Below are 19,168 nucleotides of genomic sequence, written 5' to 3' on the forward strand. Positions count from 1 at the left end.
ACCGAATCGCTTCAGTCCCTGTCACGCCGCTGCGCATCGCGCTTTGCCGTGTCAGTGGTTGCGCATTATAGGGAGTTCAGCGAAAGGCGCAACCGCTAATTTAAGAAAAAACGATCGTTTGCTGCATTCCACAGCAAATGTGCTATTTATACGTGCTTACCCACAAACTTATCCACAAAGGGCTATAAATACAAATTTAGCCGGGCATCGCGCAATCGTTTTCGCTACAATGCCGCCATGTAATAAGTCGTGCAGGCGAAGTTTCCGGAAGCAGATAAAACGGCTATTTGCTCTCAGAACCTTCTCTAATACTTCTTCTATATATATGAAACCAATCCAGGGGATTCTTTCCTATGCAACAACGTCGTCCTGTACGCCGCGCTCTTCTGAGTGTTTCTGACAAAACCGGTATTGTTGAGTTTGCCAAAGCACTGGCCTCTCGTGGCGTCGAATTGCTCTCTACCGGGGGTACTGCCCGCTTACTGGCTGAGGCGGGGCTGCCCGTCACTGAAGTCTCCGATTACACAGGTTTCCCTGAGATGATGGATGGCCGCGTTAAAACGCTGCATCCGAAAGTCCATGGCGGCATTCTCGGACGTCGCGGACAGGATGATGCAATTATGGCTGAGCACCAAATCGCACCTATCGATATGGTGGTGGTAAACCTGTACCCGTTTGCCAGCACCGTTGCCCGTGAAGGATGCAGCCTGGAAGATGCCGTCGAGAATATTGATATCGGCGGACCAACCATGGTGCGCTCGGCTGCCAAGAACCATAAAGATGTCGCTATTGTGGTTAACAGCAACGACTACGCGCTGCTGATAAATGAGATGGAAGCCAACGATAACAGCCTGACGCTGGATACCCGGTTTGATCTGGCGATTAAAGCATTCGAACATACTGCCGCCTATGACAGCATGATTGCCAACTACTTCGGGAAACTGGTTCCGGCTTATTATAATGAAGAGAAAACCCCTGCCGGGCGTTTCCCGCGCACACTCAACCTGAACTTTATTAAGAAGCAGGATATGCGCTATGGTGAAAACAGCCATCAGGATGCTGCCTTCTATATAGAAGACAATATTACTGAAGCATCGGTTGCCACGGCACAGCAGTTACAGGGGAAAGCCCTTTCTTATAATAATATTGCCGATACCGATGCGGCGCTGGAATGCGTAAAAGAATTTGCTGAACCGGCCTGCGTTATTGTCAAACATGCTAATCCTTGTGGCGTTGCTATTGGCAGTAATATCAGACAAGCCTACGAGCGTGCTTACACCACCGATCCGACATCTGCCTTTGGCGGTATTATTGCGTTTAACCGCGAACTGGATGAAGAGACGGCTCAGGCAATTATCAGCCGTCAGTTTGTCGAAGTTATTATTGCCCCGTCCGCCAGCGACGCAGCTCTGAAAGTCACTGCGACTAAACAAAACGTCCGTGTACTGGTTTGTGGTGAATGGCAACAACAACGCAGCGCAGCACTGGATTTTAAACGCGTCAATGGCGGTTTGCTGGTACAGGACCGTGACCTGGGGATGGTCGGTGAAACTCAGTTGCGGGTGGTCAGCCAGCGTCAGCCTACACCACAGGAAATGCGCGATGCCCTGTTCTGCTGGAAAGTTGCTAAGTTTGTGAAGTCGAATGCAATTGTTTACGCACGTGATAATCAGACAATCGGCATCGGCGCAGGACAAATGAGCCGCGTCTACTCGGCAAAAATTGCCGGTATTAAAGCGGCTGATGAAGGGCTGGAAGTTAAAGGTTCCGCCATGGCTTCTGATGCTTTCTTCCCATTCCGCGATGGTATTGATGCCGCAGCGGCTGTCGGAATCAGCTGTGTGATCCAGCCCGGTGGCTCGATCCGCGATGATGAGGTGATTGCCGCGGCCAACGAGCACGGGATCGCCATGATCTTTACTGACATGCGTCATTTCCGCCATTAATCAGCCCGGGGTTTAACTATGAAAATTTTAATTATTGGTAATGGCGGACGCGAACATGCTCTGGCCTGGAAAGCCGCCCAGTCACCTTTAGCAGAAACCGTCTATGTGGCGCCAGGTAATGCCGGGACAGCGCTGGAACCCGCATTGCAAAATGTCGATATCAGCGCGACTGATATTGAAGGTCTGCTGGCATTTGCTCAGCAGCAGCACATTGACCTGACCATTGTTGGCCCCGAGGCACCGCTGGTTCTGGGGGTGGTTGATGCCTTCCGCGAAGCAGGCCTGAAAATTTTTGGTCCGACTCAGGCAGCCGCTCAGCTGGAAGGCTCTAAAGCCTTTACCAAAGACTTTCTGGCACGGCATCATATTCCTACGGCTGAATACCAGAACTTTACCGAAATCGAACCAGCCCTGAGCTACCTGCGTGAAAAAGGGGCTCCTATCGTTATTAAAGCTGACGGTCTGGCGGCAGGCAAAGGTGTTATCGTTGCAATGACATTGCAGGAAGCCGAAGATGCCGTGAAAGATATGCTGGCAGGCAATGCATTCGGCGATGCCGGACACCGGATTGTGATCGAGGAGTTCCTGGAGGGTGAGGAAGCCAGCTTTATTGTGATGGTTGATGGTGAGCATGTACTGCCAATGGCCACCAGTCAGGATCACAAGCGGGTTGGTGATGCGGATACCGGCCCGAATACCGGAGGTATGGGGGCTTACTCTCCGGCACCCGTGGTCACTGATGAAGTCCACCAGCGTGTCATGGATGAGGTTATCTGGCCGACAGTACGAGGTATGGCTGCTGAAGGGAATCTGTACACTGGTTTCCTGTACGCAGGTCTGATGATTGATGGGGCAGGAAAACCGAAAGTCATTGAGTTTAACTGTCGTTTTGGCGACCCGGAAACGCAGCCGATCATGATGCGTATGCAATCTGACCTGGTAACATTATGCCTGGCAGCCTGTAATGGCGAACTGGACCAGCAGGAGTCATTATGGGATCCGCGTCCGGCGCTAGGCGTGGTTCTGGCTGCTGGCGGTTATCCTGAGCATTACCGTAAAGGTGATATTATTTCCGGACTGGATACAGCCGCCGCTTCAGACGGCAAAGTATTCCATGCAGGGACAGAATTGTCGGGAGAAAATGTCCTGACTAACGGCGGGCGAGTACTTTGTGCCACCGGTTTGGGTGCAGATGTTGCTGAGGCTCAGAAAAATGCCTATGCACTGGCAAAAACTATTTCATGGCCGGGATGTTTTTATCGTCATGATATCGGTTACCGGGCAATCAACCGCAATAAGTAACCCGGTATAAGCGCAGTTATATTTTCAGAGGCAGGCTTCGGCCTGCCTTTTTATCGCCGGTTATAAATCTGCCGCAACCGGCTGGTTATGACACAGATCCACCCTCGTGGCCCTGAGTAGTTGGGTTCCCTCAGGCCCTTTCAGCCATGCAATATATACCGGGGAGGCAGTGCCCGACCGGACACGGGCAATCATTCTTCGAGACTCCATATCCAGGCTTGCCTGTACTTGCTGATCATCACAGGTGAGAACCGTATTATTCTGTTGCCATCTGCCCTGCTGTAAATAGATCTTGCCTGCCAGTAACGCATCACTGATCTTCAATATTCGCCCGGCATCAAACCGATACAGTTCGATAGCCTGCTGGCTGACATCCTGCCGGCGGTTTTGCAACTGACGCTGCATAAAACTCAGTTTTCCCTGGTTATCAAACCGTAAAGTCACATCATCTGTGGCCCCTCCGGTAATATGACTCTGCATAAACAACAAATTCCCATTATGCCATTGGTAATCTGTTTGCTCTGTAACTGACTGATCAAAAGGGGTATACAGGGTACGTATTGCGGTGTAATCCGGCGGGGTATTCTTGCGCCACAAACGAACCACGCCCCGGTCAGCAAGGTAACCAGAAGCACTGAATGGCGGGATATTGTCTGATGAACTGCAGCCCGCCAGCAGCAACAGAGGCAACAGGCCAATAGCTATTATCCGTGCAGAAAAAAGCATCATCTCTCCTTAATACTTATCACTGCCACAGGGTGGCGCGCAGGATCATTATGCCCTGGTCAACAGGATACAGGGACGGTATAGCAAAAAGAAAGAGTTACAGAGGGAGGTTACAATAAACAGAAGAGGCGGAGAAATGCCCCTTCTGTTAGCTAAACGTTTTAACACCCGGGGTGCGACGCTTATTTTACGGCGTCTTTCAGAGCCTTACCGGAAACGAACGCAGGAACGTTTGCAGCAGCAATTTTGATTTCTTTACCAGTCTGCGGGTTACGACCGGTACGTTCTGCACGGTGGTTTACTTTAAAAGTACCAAAACCCACCAGCTGAACTGCATCACCTTCTTTCAGAGACTCAGTGATCGCAGCCAGAGTAGATTCCAGTGCAGTTTTAGCCTGAGTTTTAGACAGGTCCGCTTTTTCTGCGATCACATCAATCAGTTGAGTCTTGTTCATAAGTTATCCTTAAAGTGTATTTATCGCCTGCTAAGCAACGAATGCGAGTGAAAAGCCATATGTTCCGACACCCTTCAGCCTGCACACACCGATAGCCACAATTTTTAGCCCCCCAAATGTAGACCAGACAGGGGGCGAATGTGAAGCCTTCAGGTGAGCTAAATCAGGCCTGAAGTCACGTTTTATTGCCTTACTGGTTAAAACTTATACCAATATTACTAATTCCGGCTTCCCGCAGATCAGCACGCAGCCCTTTGATCAGCTCAGCATCACGTTCTTCGCACTCAGACAGCAATCGGAATATTTCCCATTGCAGGTCCCATTCATCAATGACGGCCTGGTTTTCTCTGAGTTCTTCATCGGTCATTTCCCGGCCAGCCTGGGTCATCTCCAGCATTGCCACTGTTGTAATCGATGTTTTACTGACTTCAATCGCATAGTTTAATGTTTCGCCACCTAACAGAGCGTGCAGTACATCACTCAGTGCGACACAGGCGTCAATGGCCGGGTAGACCCCATAAATTTCAAATGCATCTCCGTCAGGGATCGCTTCTTCAAGTTTCTCAAGCTGAGAATCGAAGTTAACTTTTGCACCTTTCACCACCAGCGTCTCCCAGACCAGATCAAGGATACGACGATAGAGGTGAGGATCGGCAAACTCAGTCTGCTGACAGAACGCCAGATAGTTCGGATACATACGCTCACACAGACAAGCCATGAAAGTCATATGTTGCCAGCTTTCCAGCTTTTCCAGGCGTAAGTGGATAGGGTTACGTAACATGACGGATACTCATTATAAATTAGCTGGCAGAAGTGTAACGCAAAAGCGCGGTTTTCACAGCGTTATTGTACGTTCAGCCAGCGCTGGAAGCCTTTGCGGCGGGAGGCAATCCCGTCGGCCAGTCGGGTGGGTTCCGGCAAACGATAACCCCGTAAACATTGCTGCGTCCAGAAAAGGGCCATATCAACGCTGACCCGGTGTCCAATAGAAATAAACAACGGATTACATCTGATTTTACTGCGCAGTACCCAGCCGGCTTGCTGATGATGACAATACAGTGGCTGGCATGCCCCGGCCCCTTCTTCCAGTGGAGAATACTCGCCACATAAACGGTTCTTGGCAATGCCAATCGTCGGTACATCAGTTAACACACCAATATGGCTGGCAACCCCTAAACCTCTCGGATGAGCGATGCCTTGCCCATCAATAAGCAATAAATCCGGACGATGAGTAAGTTGTTGCCAGGCAGCAAGCAGTGCCGGACATTCACGGAACGAGAGAAATCCGGGGATGTAGGGTAACGTGACGGGTACCCGTGCTATACGGTGTTCAACTATTTCCAGTCCGGGCCAGCGCAATACGACAATAACGCCGCGCGCGATCGTCCCTTGTTGTTCAAACCCCACGTCTCCCCCGGCAATAAAGCCAGGGGAAAAATCACGGCTTAGCCCCTCACCAACAACATCAGCTGCCAGTGAAAGTTGCTGTACTTTTAATGCCGCGTAATCGGCTGTCATTATTTATGATAAGCTGCCGACAGACGGTGGACAGCGTCAACAAATGCGCCAGCATGTTCCGGCGGAACATCCTGATGGATCCCATGTCCGAGATTGAACACATGCCCGTCACCATGACCGAAGCCTTCGAGAATTGTCGAGACTTCCTGTTCGATCCGCGCCGCCGGAGCATAAAGCACTGAAGGGTCCATATTGCCCTGTAATGCAACCCGGTGTCCTACCCGCTGGCGGGCATCGGCAATATCCGTCGTCCAGTCAAGGCCAATCGCATCACAGCCAGTATCTGCAATCTGTTCCAGCCACTGTCCGCCACCTTTAGTGAACAGTGTGACCGGCACACGGCGGCCTTCACTTTCATGCAATAAACTGTCTACAATTTTATGCATGTAATACAGAGAGAAATTGCGGTAGTCGCGGCCGGTTAATACCCCGCCCCAGGTATCAAAAATCATTACCGACTGTGCACCGGCACGGATTTGGGCATTCAGATACAGAATGACACTTTCCGCCAGTTTATCCAGTAATGCATGCAATACCGACGGCTCGCTGTACATCATTTTTTTAATTTTAGTGAAGGCTTTGCTGCTGCTACCTTCCACCATATAGGTTGCCAGTGTCCATGGACTGCCGGAGAAACCAATCAGCGGAACTTCACCTTTCAGGTTTTTACGGATAGTTCGTACCGCATTCATCACATAGCCCAGTTCCTGTTCCGGATCAGGGATTGGCAGGTTTTTTACATCCGCAGCACAGCTGATCGGTGAAGAAAAACGCGGGCCTTCACCGGTTTCAAAATACAGCCCTAATCCCATCGCATCCGGAATGGTCAGAATGTCAGAGAACAGGATAGCGGCATCCAGCGGATAACGGCGCAGGGGTTGTAAAGTGACTTCACAGGCCAGCTCGGCATTTTTACACAACGACATAAAATCGCCGGCCTGTGCGCGGGTCTGTTTATATTCAGGCAAATAGCGGCCTGCCTGACGCATCATCCACACCGGCGTTACATCCGTTGGCTGCCGTAGTAATGCTCGCAAATAACGGTCGTTTTTTAATTCGCTCATAATCAGGCTCTCTCGAAATCAGGCGCATATTATATACACAAACAACGGGTTATTCTAACCATGCCCCTGTCAGTCAGGTATCTTTGTCTGCCGTTATTGGTATTCTGACCGGCACAATGCCACAGTATCTTCAATCAGCCGCCGTGCGATGGTGCCAGCGGGTGGCAGTGCAGGCAGTTCATCATAACGGTACCAGCCGGCATCCAGCAGTTCTTCAGGATCAATGCATATATCACCACTGTCGTAATCAGCCAGAAAAGCCATCATCAGTGACTGGGGAAACGGCCAGGGCTGAGAAGCGATATAGCGCAGATTTTTAATCCTGATACTGCTCTCTTCCATAACTTCACGGGTAACCGTCTGTTCGAGGGTTTCCCCGACCTCAGCAAATCCGGCCAGGGCCGTATAAATCCCATTACGATGGCGTACATGCTGTGCCAGCAGAAGTTTATCATCACGGCGGATCACCACGATAATACAAGGCGCTATTTGCGGGTAATACCGTTCATGACAGCGGGTACACAGACAGGCAAATTCTGTCTTACTGTGCTGCATTTCCCCGCCACAGTAACCACAGTAACGGTGAGAACGATAAAATTCAGCCAGCTGTACACCGCGTCCGGCCATTCTGAATAAGCCACTGTCTTCATTCAGCAACTGCCGCAGGGAAGCCATGTTTTGCGGACGCGAATGATTAATCAGCCAGACCGTATCGCCCTGCCACTCACCGATCGGACGTCCGGACAATCCGCTAAGGGAAAATTCAGCAGCAGGCCCGTAAGGTAGTTTATCTCCGGGTAGCCAGATTTTATTCTGCTGGCTTACCACCCACCAGCCCTTATCTTCACCGGTTATTTCACGTTCCATCAATCAGCACCTTTGTTGTTTTTAACCACATGTTACGACAACAGCTAATCCATACTAGCACCCGGCGGGGTAATGTCAGCGATAACATGACACTTGCTTTTCACCGACCGTACAAATAGCAGGGGCTTGTACTTCACGCTGAAGCACTCTATGCTGACTGACGGTGACAATTCACCCGCCGCTGTATCACACCCTGATCAGCCGCTTATTATCTTGTCGGAGTGCCCCACGGGGCTGAGACCGTTAATTCGGGATCCGCGGAACCTGATCAGGTTAGTACCTGCGAAGGGAACAAGAGTACAGTTCAGCCTGAGTGTGCCCGCAAGACACTTTCTTCTGTCACTCCTTCCGGACTCCGGACAAGCGTATTTCTTTATTTACAGGAAATAGAGCTATGTCTGAAAAATTATCACGCCGCGAAAAACGCGAACAAGCACGGGATTTTATCAACTCACTGGGTCATCAGTCCTTTCCGGCCTCACGCCGCCGCTGGCTGACTGGCTCCCGGCCGGACATCAGGGTGCCGGTCCGTGAAATACAACTCAGCCCGACCCGTATCGGCGGAACCGCGGCCAATCCGACAGAAGAAGACAATGAAGCTATCCCGGTCTATGACACGTCCGGTCCGTTTGGTGATGAAACCGCCACCCCGGATATCCACCGTGGTATCCCCCGCCTCCGCCAGACCTGGATTGAACAACGCCAGGATTCTGAACAGATTCCGGCCACTAGCTCAGCCTACACCAGAGAACGCCTGGCGGATGAAAGCCTGGATGGACTGCGCTTCCGCTACCTTCCCCAGCCGCGAAAAGCGCTGAACGGACGTTGCGTTACCCAGCTGCATTACGCGCGTCAGGGGATAATCACCCCGGAAATGGAATTTATCGCAATACGTGAAAATATGGGCCGCGCGCAGATCACCTCATCTGAACTGCGCCAGCAACATCCCGGCAAGCATTTTTTTGATCCGTTACCGGAAACCATTACCCCGGAATTTGTACGCCAGGAAGTTGCCGCAGGGAGAGCAATTATCCCGTCGAATATTAATCATCCTGAATCCGAACCGATGATCATCGGCCGGAATTTTCTGGTAAAAATTAATGCCAATATTGGTAACTCGGCCGTGACCTCTTCTATTGAAGAAGAAGTCGAAAAACTGGTCTGGGCAGCCCGCTGGGGGGCTGATACGCTGATGGACCTCTCCACCGGGCGGAATATTCACGAAACCCGGGAATGGATCCTGCGCAACAGCCCGATCCCTGTCGGTACTGTCCCGGTGTATCAGGCCCTGGAAAAAGTGAATGGTGTCGCAGAAGATCTTAACTGGTCTGTCTTCCGGGATACCCTGCTGGAGCAGGCGGAACAAGGGGTCGATTACTTCACTATCCATGCCGGTGTCCTGCTGCGTTATGTGCCAATGACCGCAAAACGCCTGACCGGGATTGTGTCACGCGGCGGATCGATTATGGCTAAGTGGTGCCTGTCCCATCACCAGGAAAACTTCCTGTACCGGCATTTCCGTGAAATCTGTGAAATCTGTGCCAGCTACGATATTGCCCTGTCATTGGGCGACGGATTACGCCCGGGGTCTATCCGCGATGCTAATGATGAAGCACAGTTCGCCGAACTGCATACCCTCGGAGAACTGACCAAAATTGCATGGGAGTATGATGTTCAGGTAATGATTGAAGGCCCGGGACATGTGCCGATGCATATGATCCAGCGCAATATGACCGAACAACTGGAGCATTGTCACGAAGCGCCGTTTTATACCCTCGGCCCCCTGACAACGGATATTGCACCGGGTTATGACCATTTTACCTCGGGTATCGGTGCTGCCATGATCGGCTGGTTCGGCTGTGCAATGCTGTGCTACGTCACTCCCAAAGAGCACCTCGGCTTACCGGATAAAGAAGACGTGAAGCAGGGACTGATAGCTTATAAGATTGCCGCACATGCGGCCGACCTGGCAAAAGGTCATCCCGGCGCTCAGATCCGTGATAATGCTATGTCTAAAGCACGTTTCGAATTCCGCTGGGAAGATCAATTTAATCTGGCGCTGGATCCGGAAACTGCCCGCAGTTACCACGATCAAACCCTTCCTCAGGAATCAGGCAAGGTTGCCCATTTCTGTTCCATGTGCGGCCCGAAATTTTGTTCGATGAAAATCAGTCAGGAAGTTCGTGACTTCGCCAGTAAGAACCCGGCTCCGGCATTTGCTATCAATGAAGGTATGCTCGGGATGTCTCAGCGTTTCCGCGATAACGGCAGCGAAATTTATCTGCCCGTCAGTACAGATGCCGGGGGGAAATAATGGCTCAGGTATTTCCTGCTGTTCCGCTGCACTGCGGGTTATACGCAGTGGTGGACAGTGTTGAATGGATCGCCCGGCTGCTGGATGCAGGAGTGATGACATTACAGTTACGCATCAAGGATGACTGTACCGCAGAAAAAGAACAGGCAATTATCGAAAGTATTCGTCTGGCTGCTAAACGAAATGCCCGGCTATTTATCAATGATGATTGGCAGCTGGCGATCAAACATGGTGCCTATGGTGTGCACCTGGGGCAGGAAGATCTGGACACTGCCGATCTGACAGCCATTTATCAGGCCGGGTTAAGACTGGGTGTCTCCACCCATGACAGCCGGGAAATTGACCGTGTGCTCTCCTTCAATCCTTCCTATATCGCTTTGGGACATGTGTTCCCGACCAATACCAAACAGATGCCCTCTCATCCACAGGGACTGGATAATTTACGTCATCATGTACGACGTCTTGCAGGTATACCGACGGTAGCTATCGGTGGCATATCCATAGACCGGGCCGCGGAGGTTCTGGCTACCGGGGTCGGTAGTATCGCGGTTGTTAGCGCCATCACACGAGCCGCCGACTGGCGAACTGCCGTTGCAGAGTTACAGCGCCGGGTAGAGGAAGCTCAGGGGAACTCAGCAGATGCTTAATGATCAGGATTTTATGCGCTATAGCCGGCAATTGCTACTGGAGGAAATTGGCCCGTCAGGACAGGAAAAGCTGGCAGATGCGCGGGTATTGATTGTCGGGCTGGGAGGACTGGGATCTCCGGCGGCTATGTATCTTGCAGCAGCCGGTATTGGCACCCTGCTGCTGGCCGATGATGACACTCTGCATATCAGTAACCTGCAGCGACAAATTTTGTACCGTACGGCTGATACTGGTCGCCCTAAAGCCGGACTGGCGGCACAGACCCTGAACCAGATGAATCCGTCAGTACACCTGCATACTATTGACCGGCGAATTGATGTACAGCAATTAGCCTGTTTACCTGTCAGGCCAACCGTAGTACTCGACTGCAGTGATAACCTGCTAACCAGACACTTGCTCAATGCATGGTGCGTTGAACAAGGCCTGCCACTGATTTCGGCAAGTACTGTAGGGTTCAGCGGGCAACTGCTGGTGCTGACACCTCCCTGGCACCGAGGCTGTTATCGCTGTCTGTGGCCACAGACAGAAGAACCCGCCCGTAACTGCCGTAACAGCGGGATTATTGGTCCGGTGGCGGGAATGATGGGTAATTTACAGGCGCTGGAAACAATCAAACTGGTGACAACCGGCCATAGCGCTGTTTCCGGTCAGCTGATGCTGTTTGATGGTAAAGAATTACAATGGCGTCGTCTGCAGTTGACCCCGGCCGATGACTGCCCGGTCTGCGGAGAAATTCATGCAAATTAAACTCAATGATATACCAACGGAGATTAGCCACGCCTGTTTATTAAGTCAGCTATTGCAGCAGATATCCGTTGGCCCGCAGGGCACCGCCCTTGCGGTCAACGGCAGAGTCATTCCTGCCACCCGCTGGGCTGAGTACCAGGTGCAGGAAAATGATGATGTGGTGGTTTTTCAGGTCATCGCCGGAGGTTAACTGTGTTAAGAATTGCAGATAAAACATTCAGTTCCCGGCTACTGACCGGGACAGGTAAGTTTGCTTCTCCGGCCATAATGCAGGCGGCATTACTGGCTTCCGGCTCACAGCTGGCAACATTAGCGATGAAACGAGTTGATTTGAGTGGCCGGCAGGACAATATTCTGCATCCCTTACAACAATCAGGCGTTATGTTGCTGCCAAATACCTCCGGGGCCAAAACCGCGGGAGAAGCTGTATTCGCTGCACGACTGGCACGGGAAGCTCTGGGGACTCACTGGGTAAAACTGGAAATCCATCCCGATAACCGCTATCTGTTACCCGACCCGATAGAAACACTCCGGGCCGCAGAACAGCTGGTAAAAGAAGGTTTTGTCGTTTTGCCCTATTGCGGGGCCGACCCGGTGCTCTGTAAACGGCTGGAAGCCGTCGGATGTGCGGCGATTATGCCGCTCGGCGCACCGATTGGCAGTAATAAAGGGTTACTGAGCAGGGATTTTCTGCAGATCATTATTGATCAGGCTACGGTACCGGTAATCGTCGATGCAGGGATCGGTTTACCTTCACATGCCTGTGAAGCAATGGAATACGGTGCGGATGCTGTGCTGGTGAATACCGCTATTGCCACAGCCAACGACCCTGTTGCGACGGCCCGCGCGTTTGCTTTAGCCACTGAAGCAGGACATCTTGCCCGCGGAACTTCCGGTCTGCGGGCAGTCGCCTGTCCGACCAGCCCGTTAACCGCTTTCCTGGAGGCTGACTTTCAACAGGAGAATACCAATGGCTGATTTTGCTGATTACTGGCAGAGCCTGGACCAGAACGAATTACGCCTGCGGATTGACAGTCAGACCCCGGCTCAGGTCGGGCGGGCATTATCCGGAGAAATACAGGGCACTGCCGCGCTGATGGCATTATTGTCTCCGGCGGCGGAAAGTTTTCTGGAACAGATGGCGGCCAGAGCACAGCAACTGACCCGACAGCGCTTTGGTCATACAGTCAATTTTTTTGCACCACTCTATCTGTCTAACCTTTGCGCTAATGAATGCACTTACTGCGGCTTTTCGATGGGCAATCGAATCCGTCGTAAGACATTGGATAGCAAAGAGATTTCACTGGAATGTCAGGCGATACGCAAACTGGGGTTTAATCAGCTATTGCTGGTGACCGGTGAACATCAGAATAAAGTCGGGATGGAGTATTTCCGCAGTCATCTGCCGGGCATTCGTCAGCAGTTCAGTTCACTGATGATGGAGGTTCAGCCATTACAGGAAGATGAGTACCGCGAATTACGGGGGCTCGGGCTGGACGGAGTGCTGGTATATCAGGAGACCTATCATACTTCCTGTTATGCCACTCATCACTTACGGGGCAATAAGCAGGACTTTTTCTTTCGTCTGCAAACACCGGAAAGGCTGGGCCGCGCAGGTGTCGACAGAATAGGGCTCGGCGTTCTTGCCGGATTATCCGGCCACTGGCGCACTGATTGCCTGATGATGGGTGAACACCTGAACTGGTTGCAAAAACATTACTGGCAGTCACGCTATTCCGTAGCTTTTCCACGATTACGCCCCTGTGCCGGCGGTATCACCCCGGCTTCACTGATGAATGAACGTCAGCTGCTGCAGACAATGTGTGCCTTCCGGCTGTTTTCACCACCCACGGATATTTCGCTATCCACCCGGGAGTCACCGAAATTCCGCGATCATGCTATTCCGATTGTTGTGACCACAGCCAGTGCTTTTTCTAAAACAGCGCCGGGTGGATATGCAGAAAGCAGCGGTGCGCTTGAACAGTTTTCACCGGATGATCACCGGCGGCCAGAAGTGGTCGCTGCCGCCTTACAGAAAACCGGGTTACAGCCGGTGTGGAAAGACTGGGAGCCTTACTTCGGAAGAAATAATCTGTGACCGGGACGGGCGCCGGGCGCCCGTTATTGTCTGTCTCTGCCTATTCTTTAAAGCCGGGTGTCAGCCAGACCGAAGGCCAGTTGCCCGGAGCTCCGCCGTCACAGGCTGGCTGGTTATGGTAACTCATCAGCTGAAAATGATGTCCGTCATACCGCCAGGCTCCGCTTTCACCACAGTCAGCGATCCCCCGGCCTCTGGCCGTATGAGTCAGCATCGCTGTTTTAGGATCATAACTGACGTCCGTAAACCAGCTGATGGTCTGAGGATCTCCCTGATCATCTTTCAGGGGAAGTGTCAGCTCCACTTCCTTCGCCTGATCCGGATGATCACGCGGGGTAATAAATAAAATACCGGAAGACTGATAAGCCCCGGTAACACAATTGATCATCACCAGGACATTTTTCTTATCCAGAGGCACTGCTTTACTGCGGGCGATGTCATCAGCTTCCGGTGAGCATTCTTCATCATTAAGCACTGATTGCTGCGTCTGCAGTACTTCATTGATCAGAGCATTACCATCACTGACCGGGAAAATAGCCGGGACTTTGGTCGGCGGAATTTCAAAAGCATAACGCAGCGGCACCTGTGCCGGAATGCCGGGCCCGACACGCAGCAGCGCAGTCTGGTTATCCAGACGCCCCTGTACATCATCGGCAAACAATAACGAGGCATTTAAACCTTTTAGTGAACCCGTATCATCATCTTCATCCGGCGTCAGAGTAATACGTCTGGCATGACTGGCCGCCCGGATAAATGCCTGAACTGTCTGCAGAGAATCAGTATGGTAACCCGCATAATCGTGGCTTTCATCGCTACTAACAGGGGTCATACTGTTATTCCATAATTTCCCGTCCAGCCAAATTCCTTCCGGTTTATCAATATCAAATCCCATAATATCCAGCGAAACAATTCCCCGTGGCCCGGCTTCATGCCGCAGCACAACACGCATATTTTCATCGGCATTACGGATATCGCAATCATTAAGATTATTACAGGTCACCTGCCAGTCCTGGAACATTCTCTGAACAGCTTCTGAAGCTTTTACTGTGGGTATCGCCACCAGCATTGAAAACAATATGGCAGGTACACAAAATTTCCTCATGCTTTGCTCCGCTTCCTGTCTGACCGGATATAAAAAAACCCTGCCTGAGCAGGGTTTTATATCACGATGTCATACTCTGTTATTCGTCGCTGCCACCAAGGCCGGCATTCAGCAACTCAGCCAGGCTGGCAGATGCTTCGTCTGCAGTGACCTGAGGAGTCACAGGTGCTTCACCTGAATGACGACGGCGCATACGATCCTGATGGTAGGCATAACCGGTACCGGCAGGGATCAGACGACCAACGATCACGTTCTCTTTCAGACCACGTAATTCATCACGTTTACCGGCTACTGCTGCTTCAGTCAGTACGCGAGTCGTTTCCTGGAATGATGCCGCAGAAATAAACGATTCGGTTGCCAGTGAAGCTTTAGTAATACCCAGCAGGTCACGGGCGAAAGTCGCAGCGACTTTGCCGTTCGCTTCCAGTTCACGGTTAGCGATCATGATACGTGAAACTTCAGCCTGCTCACCTTCCAGGAACTCGGAGCTACCGGAAGAAGCAATGGTCGCTTTACGCAGCATCTGACGAACGATAACTTCAATGTGTTTATCGTTAATCTTAACGCCCTGCAGACGGTAAACGTCCTGCACTTCGTTAACGATGTAACGGGTCACAGCATGAACACCACGCAGACGCAGAATGTCGTGCGGTGATTCAGGTCCGTCGGAAACAACATCACCACGTTCAACACGCTCACCTTCAAACACGTTAAGCTGACGCCATTTCGGAATCATCTCTTCGTAAGGTTCGCTGCCATCAACAGGTGTGATCACCAGACGACGTTTGCCTTTGGTTTCTTTACCGAAGGAAATAATACCGCTGATTTCTGCCAGAATCGCCGGCTCTTTCGGACGACGGGCTTCAAACAGGTCAGCAACGCGTGGCAGACCACCGGTAATATCTTTAGTACCGCCGGATTCCTGAGGAACACGCGCTAAGGTATCACCGGAACTGATTTGTACACCATCATCCAGCTGAACAATTGCGTTACCTGGCAGGAAGTACTGTGCAGGCATATCGGTGCCTGGCAACATCACATCATCACCTTTAGCATCGACAATTTTCAGTGCCGGACGCAGGTCTTTACCACCTGAAGTACGCTCAGCAGTATCCAGTACCACCAGAGAAGACAGACCTGTCAGTTCATCCGTCTGACGGGTAATTGTCTGACCATCGTTCATATCGACAAAGCGAACAAAACCGCTCACTTCGGTGATAACCGGCATTGTGTGTGGATCCCAGTTAGCAACGGTTTCACCGGCATTCGCCTGCTCACCATCGCCTTTGGCCATCACGGAGCCGTAAGGTACTTTATAGCTTTCTTTGGTACGACCGAATTCATCGATCATATTCAGTTCAACGTTACGTGAAGTAATAACCAGCTTACCTGCTGAGTTAGTTACCGACTTAGCGTTGATCAGCTTAATGGTACCTTTGTTTTTCACCTGAATGCTGGATTCAGCTGCCGCACGGGATGCCGCACCACCGATGTGGAACGTACGCATCGTCAGCTGTGTACCAGGTTCACCGATGGACTGTGCTGCGATAACACCAACCGCTTCACCTTTGTTGATGATATGACCACGAGCCAGGTCACGACCATAACAGTGAGCACACACGCCAAAGTCAGTGGTACAACCAACCACAGAACGTACTTTTACGCTGTCAACAGAGTTCTGTTCCAGCACGTCACACCAGTGCTCATCGAGCAGGGTATTACGGGCGACCAGAATATCTGCAGAACCCGGCTTCAGAACATCTTCTGCGGTAACACGACCCAGAACACGCTCACGCAGTGGCTCTTTAACATCACCACCTTCGATCACCGGTGTCATCATGATACCTTCGTGGGTACCACAATCGTCTTCAGTAACGACCAGATCCTGTGCAACGTCTACCAGACGACGAGTCAGATAACCGGAGTTTGCGGTTTTCAGTGCGGTATCCGCCAGACCTTTACGAGCACCGTGCGTCGAGATGAAGTACTGGAGTACGTTCAGACCTTCACGGAAGTTCGCTGTGATCGGCGTTTCGATGATTGAACCATCTGGTTTCGCCATCAGGCCACGCATACCCGCCAGCTGACGAATCTGAGCAGCAGAACCACGAGCACCGGAGTCGGCCATCATATAGATACTGTTGAAAGAAACCTGTTGTTCTTCTTCACCATGACGGTTAATCACAGTTTCAGTTTGCAGGTTTTCCATCATCGCTTTGGAAACACGTTCGTTGGCCGCAGCCCAGATATCGATGACTTTGTTATAACGTTCACCGGCAGTTACCAGACCAGACTGGAACTGTTCCTGGATTTCAGCCACTTCGGCTTCCGCTTCACTGATGATCTCGGCTTTTTTGGCCGGGATAACCATATCATCAATACCTACTGATGCTCCTGAACGGGCAGCATAGGCAAAACCGGTATACATGGTCTGGTCAGCAAAAATAACCGTTGGTTTCAGACCCAGGATACGGTAACAGGTATTCAGCATCTTAGAGATTGCTTTCTTACCCAGTGCCTGGTTAATGATTGAGTACGGCAGACCTTTAGGTACGATCATCCACAAAATTGCACGGCCGATCGTGGTATCGATCAGGCTGGTCTGTGGGATCAGGTCGCCCTGCTCATTCAGGCTGTATTCGGTAATACGGACTTTCACACGGGCATGCAGCTCGGCCAGGCCAGCGCGATAAACTCGCTCTGCTTCTTTAGGCCCGGTCAGTACCATGCCTTCGCCTTTACCGTTGACTCTGTCACGGGTCATGTAATACAGACCCAGTACAACGTCCTGAGAAGGAACGATAATTGGTTCACCGTTCGCAGGAGACAGGATGTTGTTGGTAGACATCATCAGTGCACGGGCTTCCAGCTGAGCTTCCAGCGTCAGCGGGACGTGTACAGCCATCTGGTCACCATCGAAGTCGGCGTTATAAGCCGCACAAACTAATGGGTGCAGCTGGATAGCTTTACCTTCAATCAGAACCGGTTCAAAAGCCTGGATACCCAAACGGTGCAGTGTTGGTGCACGGTTCAGCAGTACCGGGTGTTCGCGGATCACTTCATCCAGGATATCCCAGACCACAGCTTCTTCACGCTCAACCATTTTCTTGGCGGCTTTGATAGTCGTTGCCAGACCACGCAGTTCCAGCTTGCCGTAGATAAATGGTTTGAACAGTTCAAGTGCCATTTTCTTAGGCAGGCCACACTGATGCAGGTGCAGGTATGGACCAACGGTAATTACGGAACGACCTGAATAGTCGACACGTTTACCCAGCAGGTTCTGACGGAAACGACCCTGTTTACCTTTGATCATATCGGCCAAAGATTTCAGAGGACGTTTGTTAGAACCAGTGATCGCACGACCACGACGACCGTTATCCAGCAGTGCATCGACCGCTTCCTGCAGCATACGTTTTTCGTTACGTACGATGATGTCAGGGGCAGCCAGATCCAGCAGGCGTTTCAGACGGTTGTTACGGTTGATGACACGGCGATACAGATCGTTCAGATCTGAAGTCGCAAAGCGTCCACCGTCCAGTGGTACCAGAGGACGCAGATCCGGTGGTAATACTGGCAGTACTGTCAGGATCATCCACTCTGGCTTGTTACCAGACTGAACAAACGCTTCCAGCAGTTTGATCCGCTTAGTCAGCTTTTTACGCTTGGTTTCGGAATTGGTTTCGTTCAGCTCTTCACGCAGCTGTTCGCATTCCTGTTCCAGATCCATGCCTTTCAGCAGAGCCTGGATTGCTTCCGCACCCATTTTCGCGTCGAATTCATCACCAAACTCTTCCAGCGCATCCAGATACTGCTCTTCAGTCAGGATCTGACGCTTTTCAAGGTTGGTCATGCCGCCTTCAATAACGACATAAGATTCAAAATACAGTACGCGTTCAATATCACGCAGTGGCATGTCTAATAACAGGCCGATACGGGATGGCAGTGACTTCAGAAACCAGATATGTGCTGTCGGAGAAGCCAGCTCAATGTGACCCATACGTTCACGACGAACTTTAGTCTGGGTAACTTCTACGCCACACTTCTCACAAATAACACCACGGTGCTTGAGACGCTTGTACTTACCGCACAGGCACTCATAGTCCTTTACCGGACCAAAAATACGCGCACAGAACAGACCATCACGTTCCGGCTTAAAGGTACGATAGTTGATGGTTTCTGGCTTTTTAACTTCACCGAAAGACCAGGAACGGATCATATCTGGCGATGCCAGAGCGATCTTGATCGCATCAAACTCTTCGGTTTTAGTTTGCGCTTTTAAAAACTTAAGTAAGTCTTTCACGGATTTGCTCCCGTCGGAGTGAGACTTCTCAGGGAGTCCGGCACATTACCGGGCTCCCTGTAACCAGTACAAATGCGAGTG

Annotated in this window: 16 protein-coding genes and 1 riboswitch; of the genes, 8 read left to right on the forward strand and 8 right to left on the reverse strand. The window is 51.3% G+C overall.

Features of this window, described 5'->3' with window-relative positions; genetic code table 11:
* The first annotated feature begins 353 nt into the window (after positions 1-353).
* Together purH and purD are read left to right on the forward strand one after the other, a co-directional pair.
* A complete protein-coding gene (purH, locus tag JK216_RS16050; protein WP_212709421.1) occupies positions 354-1,946 on the forward strand; it encodes a bifunctional phosphoribosylaminoimidazolecarboxamide formyltransferase/IMP cyclohydrolase in 1,593 nt (530 codons plus the stop codon).
* A gap of 18 nt (positions 1,947-1,964) precedes the next feature.
* Complete coding sequence (gene purD, locus JK216_RS16055; protein ID WP_212709420.1) at positions 1,965-3,248, forward strand: phosphoribosylamine--glycine ligase; 1,284 nt, start codon at positions 1,965-1,967, stop codon at positions 3,246-3,248.
* Positions 3,249-3,308: 60 nt separating this feature from the next.
* On the opposite strand, the gene JK216_RS16060 is transcribed toward purD, so the two are convergent.
* The 6 genes from JK216_RS16060 to nudC all read right to left on the reverse strand — a co-directional run bounded on the left by JK216_RS16060 (position 3,309) and on the right by nudC (position 7,878).
* Positions 3,309-3,977, reverse strand: coding sequence for a DUF1481 domain-containing protein (locus JK216_RS16060; protein WP_349290174.1), 669 nt, complete (start codon positions 3,975-3,977; stop codon positions 3,309-3,311).
* 179 nt (positions 3,978-4,156) lie between these two features.
* The gene (gene hupA, locus JK216_RS16065) at positions 4,157-4,429 is read right to left on the reverse strand and encodes a nucleoid-associated protein HU-alpha (RefSeq protein ID WP_007886275.1); all 273 of its coding nucleotides are present in this window, start codon (positions 4,427-4,429) and stop codon (positions 4,157-4,159) included.
* A 190-nt stretch (positions 4,430-4,619) separates the two neighbouring features.
* Positions 4,620-5,210, reverse strand: a complete 591-nt coding sequence (locus tag JK216_RS16070) for a YjaG family protein (RefSeq protein WP_212709419.1) — start codon at positions 5,208-5,210, stop codon at positions 4,620-4,622.
* Between the two features lie 62 nt (positions 5,211-5,272).
* Positions 5,273-5,947: a deoxyribonuclease V gene (nfi, locus tag JK216_RS16075; protein WP_212709418.1), complete on the reverse strand. Its 675-nt coding sequence runs from the start codon at positions 5,945-5,947 to the stop codon at positions 5,273-5,275.
* Positions 5,947-7,011 carry a uroporphyrinogen decarboxylase gene (gene hemE / locus JK216_RS16080; protein WP_212709417.1) on the reverse strand — a complete coding sequence of 355 codons (1,065 nt, stop codon included), beginning with the start codon at positions 7,009-7,011 and terminating at the stop codon, positions 5,947-5,949. Before hemE ends, nfi begins: the two co-directional genes overlap by 1 nt.
* 93 nt (positions 7,012-7,104) lie before the next feature.
* Positions 7,105-7,878: an NAD(+) diphosphatase gene (gene nudC / locus JK216_RS16085; protein ID WP_212710958.1), complete on the reverse strand. Its 774-nt coding sequence runs from the start codon at positions 7,876-7,878 to the stop codon at positions 7,105-7,107.
* Between the two features lie 207 nt (positions 7,879-8,085).
* Positions 8,086-8,186, forward strand: a riboswitch (TPP riboswitch).
* Between the two features lie 86 nt (positions 8,187-8,272).
* Here nudC and thiC point away from each other — a divergent pair.
* Genes thiC through thiH form a run of 6 tightly spaced genes read left to right on the forward strand, consistent with a single transcriptional unit; the run spans position 8,273 to position 13,685 of the window.
* Positions 8,273-10,192 carry a phosphomethylpyrimidine synthase ThiC gene (gene thiC, locus JK216_RS16090; RefSeq protein WP_212709415.1) on the forward strand — a complete coding sequence of 640 codons (1,920 nt, stop codon included), beginning with the start codon at positions 8,273-8,275 and terminating at the stop codon, positions 10,190-10,192.
* A complete protein-coding gene (gene thiE / locus JK216_RS16095; RefSeq protein ID WP_212709414.1) occupies positions 10,192-10,839 on the forward strand; it encodes a thiamine phosphate synthase in 648 nt (215 codons plus the stop codon). The genes thiC and thiE overlap by 1 nt, the downstream gene beginning before the upstream one ends.
* Positions 10,832-11,587, forward strand: a complete 756-nt coding sequence (locus tag JK216_RS16100) for a HesA/MoeB/ThiF family protein (RefSeq protein ID WP_212709413.1) — start codon at positions 10,832-10,834, stop codon at positions 11,585-11,587. Before thiE ends, JK216_RS16100 begins: the two co-directional genes overlap by 8 nt.
* Positions 11,577-11,777 carry a sulfur carrier protein ThiS gene (gene thiS / locus JK216_RS16105; protein WP_212709412.1) on the forward strand — a complete coding sequence of 67 codons (201 nt, stop codon included), beginning with the start codon at positions 11,577-11,579 and terminating at the stop codon, positions 11,775-11,777. The genes JK216_RS16100 and thiS overlap by 11 nt, the downstream gene beginning before the upstream one ends.
* Positions 11,778-11,779: 2 nt before the next feature.
* On the forward strand, positions 11,780-12,565 hold the full coding sequence (locus tag JK216_RS16110; RefSeq protein ID WP_212711356.1) for a thiazole synthase: 786 nt from the start codon (positions 11,780-11,782) through the stop codon (positions 12,563-12,565).
* Positions 12,558-13,685: a 2-iminoacetate synthase ThiH gene (thiH, locus tag JK216_RS16115; RefSeq protein WP_212710956.1), complete on the forward strand. Its 1,128-nt coding sequence runs from the start codon at positions 12,558-12,560 to the stop codon at positions 13,683-13,685. Before JK216_RS16110 ends, thiH begins: the two co-directional genes overlap by 8 nt.
* A gap of 40 nt (positions 13,686-13,725) precedes the next feature.
* Here thiH and JK216_RS16120 read toward each other — a convergent pair whose 3' ends face one another.
* Together JK216_RS16120 and rpoC are read right to left on the reverse strand one after the other, a co-directional pair.
* Positions 13,726-14,787, reverse strand: a complete 1,062-nt coding sequence (locus JK216_RS16120) for a DUF1176 domain-containing protein (RefSeq protein WP_212711357.1) — start codon at positions 14,785-14,787, stop codon at positions 13,726-13,728.
* Positions 14,788-14,866: 79 nt separating this feature from the next.
* Positions 14,867-19,087, reverse strand: a complete 4,221-nt coding sequence (rpoC, locus tag JK216_RS16125; protein WP_212709408.1) for a DNA-directed RNA polymerase subunit beta' — start codon at positions 19,085-19,087, stop codon at positions 14,867-14,869.
* Positions 19,088-19,168 lie beyond the last annotated feature (81 nt).

It is taken from the genome of Tatumella sp. JGM94, assembly GCF_018257595.1.
Classification (GTDB): Bacteria; Pseudomonadota; Gammaproteobacteria; order Enterobacterales; family Enterobacteriaceae; genus Tatumella; species Tatumella punctata.

What these genes read in the sequence shown, in the direction of transcription:
- hemE (WP_212709417.1), bottom strand. Translation starts at nt 7,011, where the DNA reads ATGAGCGAATTAAAAAACGACCGTTATTTGCGAGCATTACTACGGCAG.
- purH (WP_212709421.1), top strand. Translation starts at nt 354, where the DNA reads ATGCAACAACGTCGTCCTGTACGCCGCGCTCTTCTGAGTGTTTCTGAC.
- JK216_RS16070 (WP_212709419.1), bottom strand. Translation starts at nt 5,210, where the DNA reads ATGTTACGTAACCCTATCCACTTACGCCTGGAAAAGCTGGAAAGCTGG.
- nfi (WP_212709418.1), bottom strand. Translation starts at nt 5,947, where the DNA reads ATGACAGCCGATTACGCGGCATTAAAAGTACAGCAACTTTCACTGGCA.
- JK216_RS16060 (WP_349290174.1), bottom strand. Translation starts at nt 3,977, where the DNA reads ATGATGCTTTTTTCTGCACGGATAATAGCTATTGGCCTGTTGCCTCTG.
- thiC (WP_212709415.1), top strand. Translation starts at nt 8,273, where the DNA reads ATGTCTGAAAAATTATCACGCCGCGAAAAACGCGAACAAGCACGGGAT.
- JK216_RS16100 (WP_212709413.1), top strand. Translation starts at nt 10,832, where the DNA reads ATGCTTAATGATCAGGATTTTATGCGCTATAGCCGGCAATTGCTACTG.
- thiS (WP_212709412.1), top strand. Translation starts at nt 11,577, where the DNA reads ATGCAAATTAAACTCAATGATATACCAACGGAGATTAGCCACGCCTGT.
- JK216_RS16120 (WP_212711357.1), bottom strand. Translation starts at nt 14,787, where the DNA reads ATGAGGAAATTTTGTGTACCTGCCATATTGTTTTCAATGCTGGTGGCG.
- nudC (WP_212710958.1), bottom strand. Translation starts at nt 7,878, where the DNA reads ATGGAACGTGAAATAACCGGTGAAGATAAGGGCTGGTGGGTGGTAAGC.
- hupA (WP_007886275.1), bottom strand. Translation starts at nt 4,429, where the DNA reads ATGAACAAGACTCAACTGATTGATGTGATCGCAGAAAAAGCGGACCTG.
- thiE (WP_212709414.1), top strand. Translation starts at nt 10,192, where the DNA reads ATGGCTCAGGTATTTCCTGCTGTTCCGCTGCACTGCGGGTTATACGCA.
- thiH (WP_212710956.1), top strand. Translation starts at nt 12,558, where the DNA reads ATGGCTGATTTTGCTGATTACTGGCAGAGCCTGGACCAGAACGAATTA.
- purD (WP_212709420.1), top strand. Translation starts at nt 1,965, where the DNA reads ATGAAAATTTTAATTATTGGTAATGGCGGACGCGAACATGCTCTGGCC.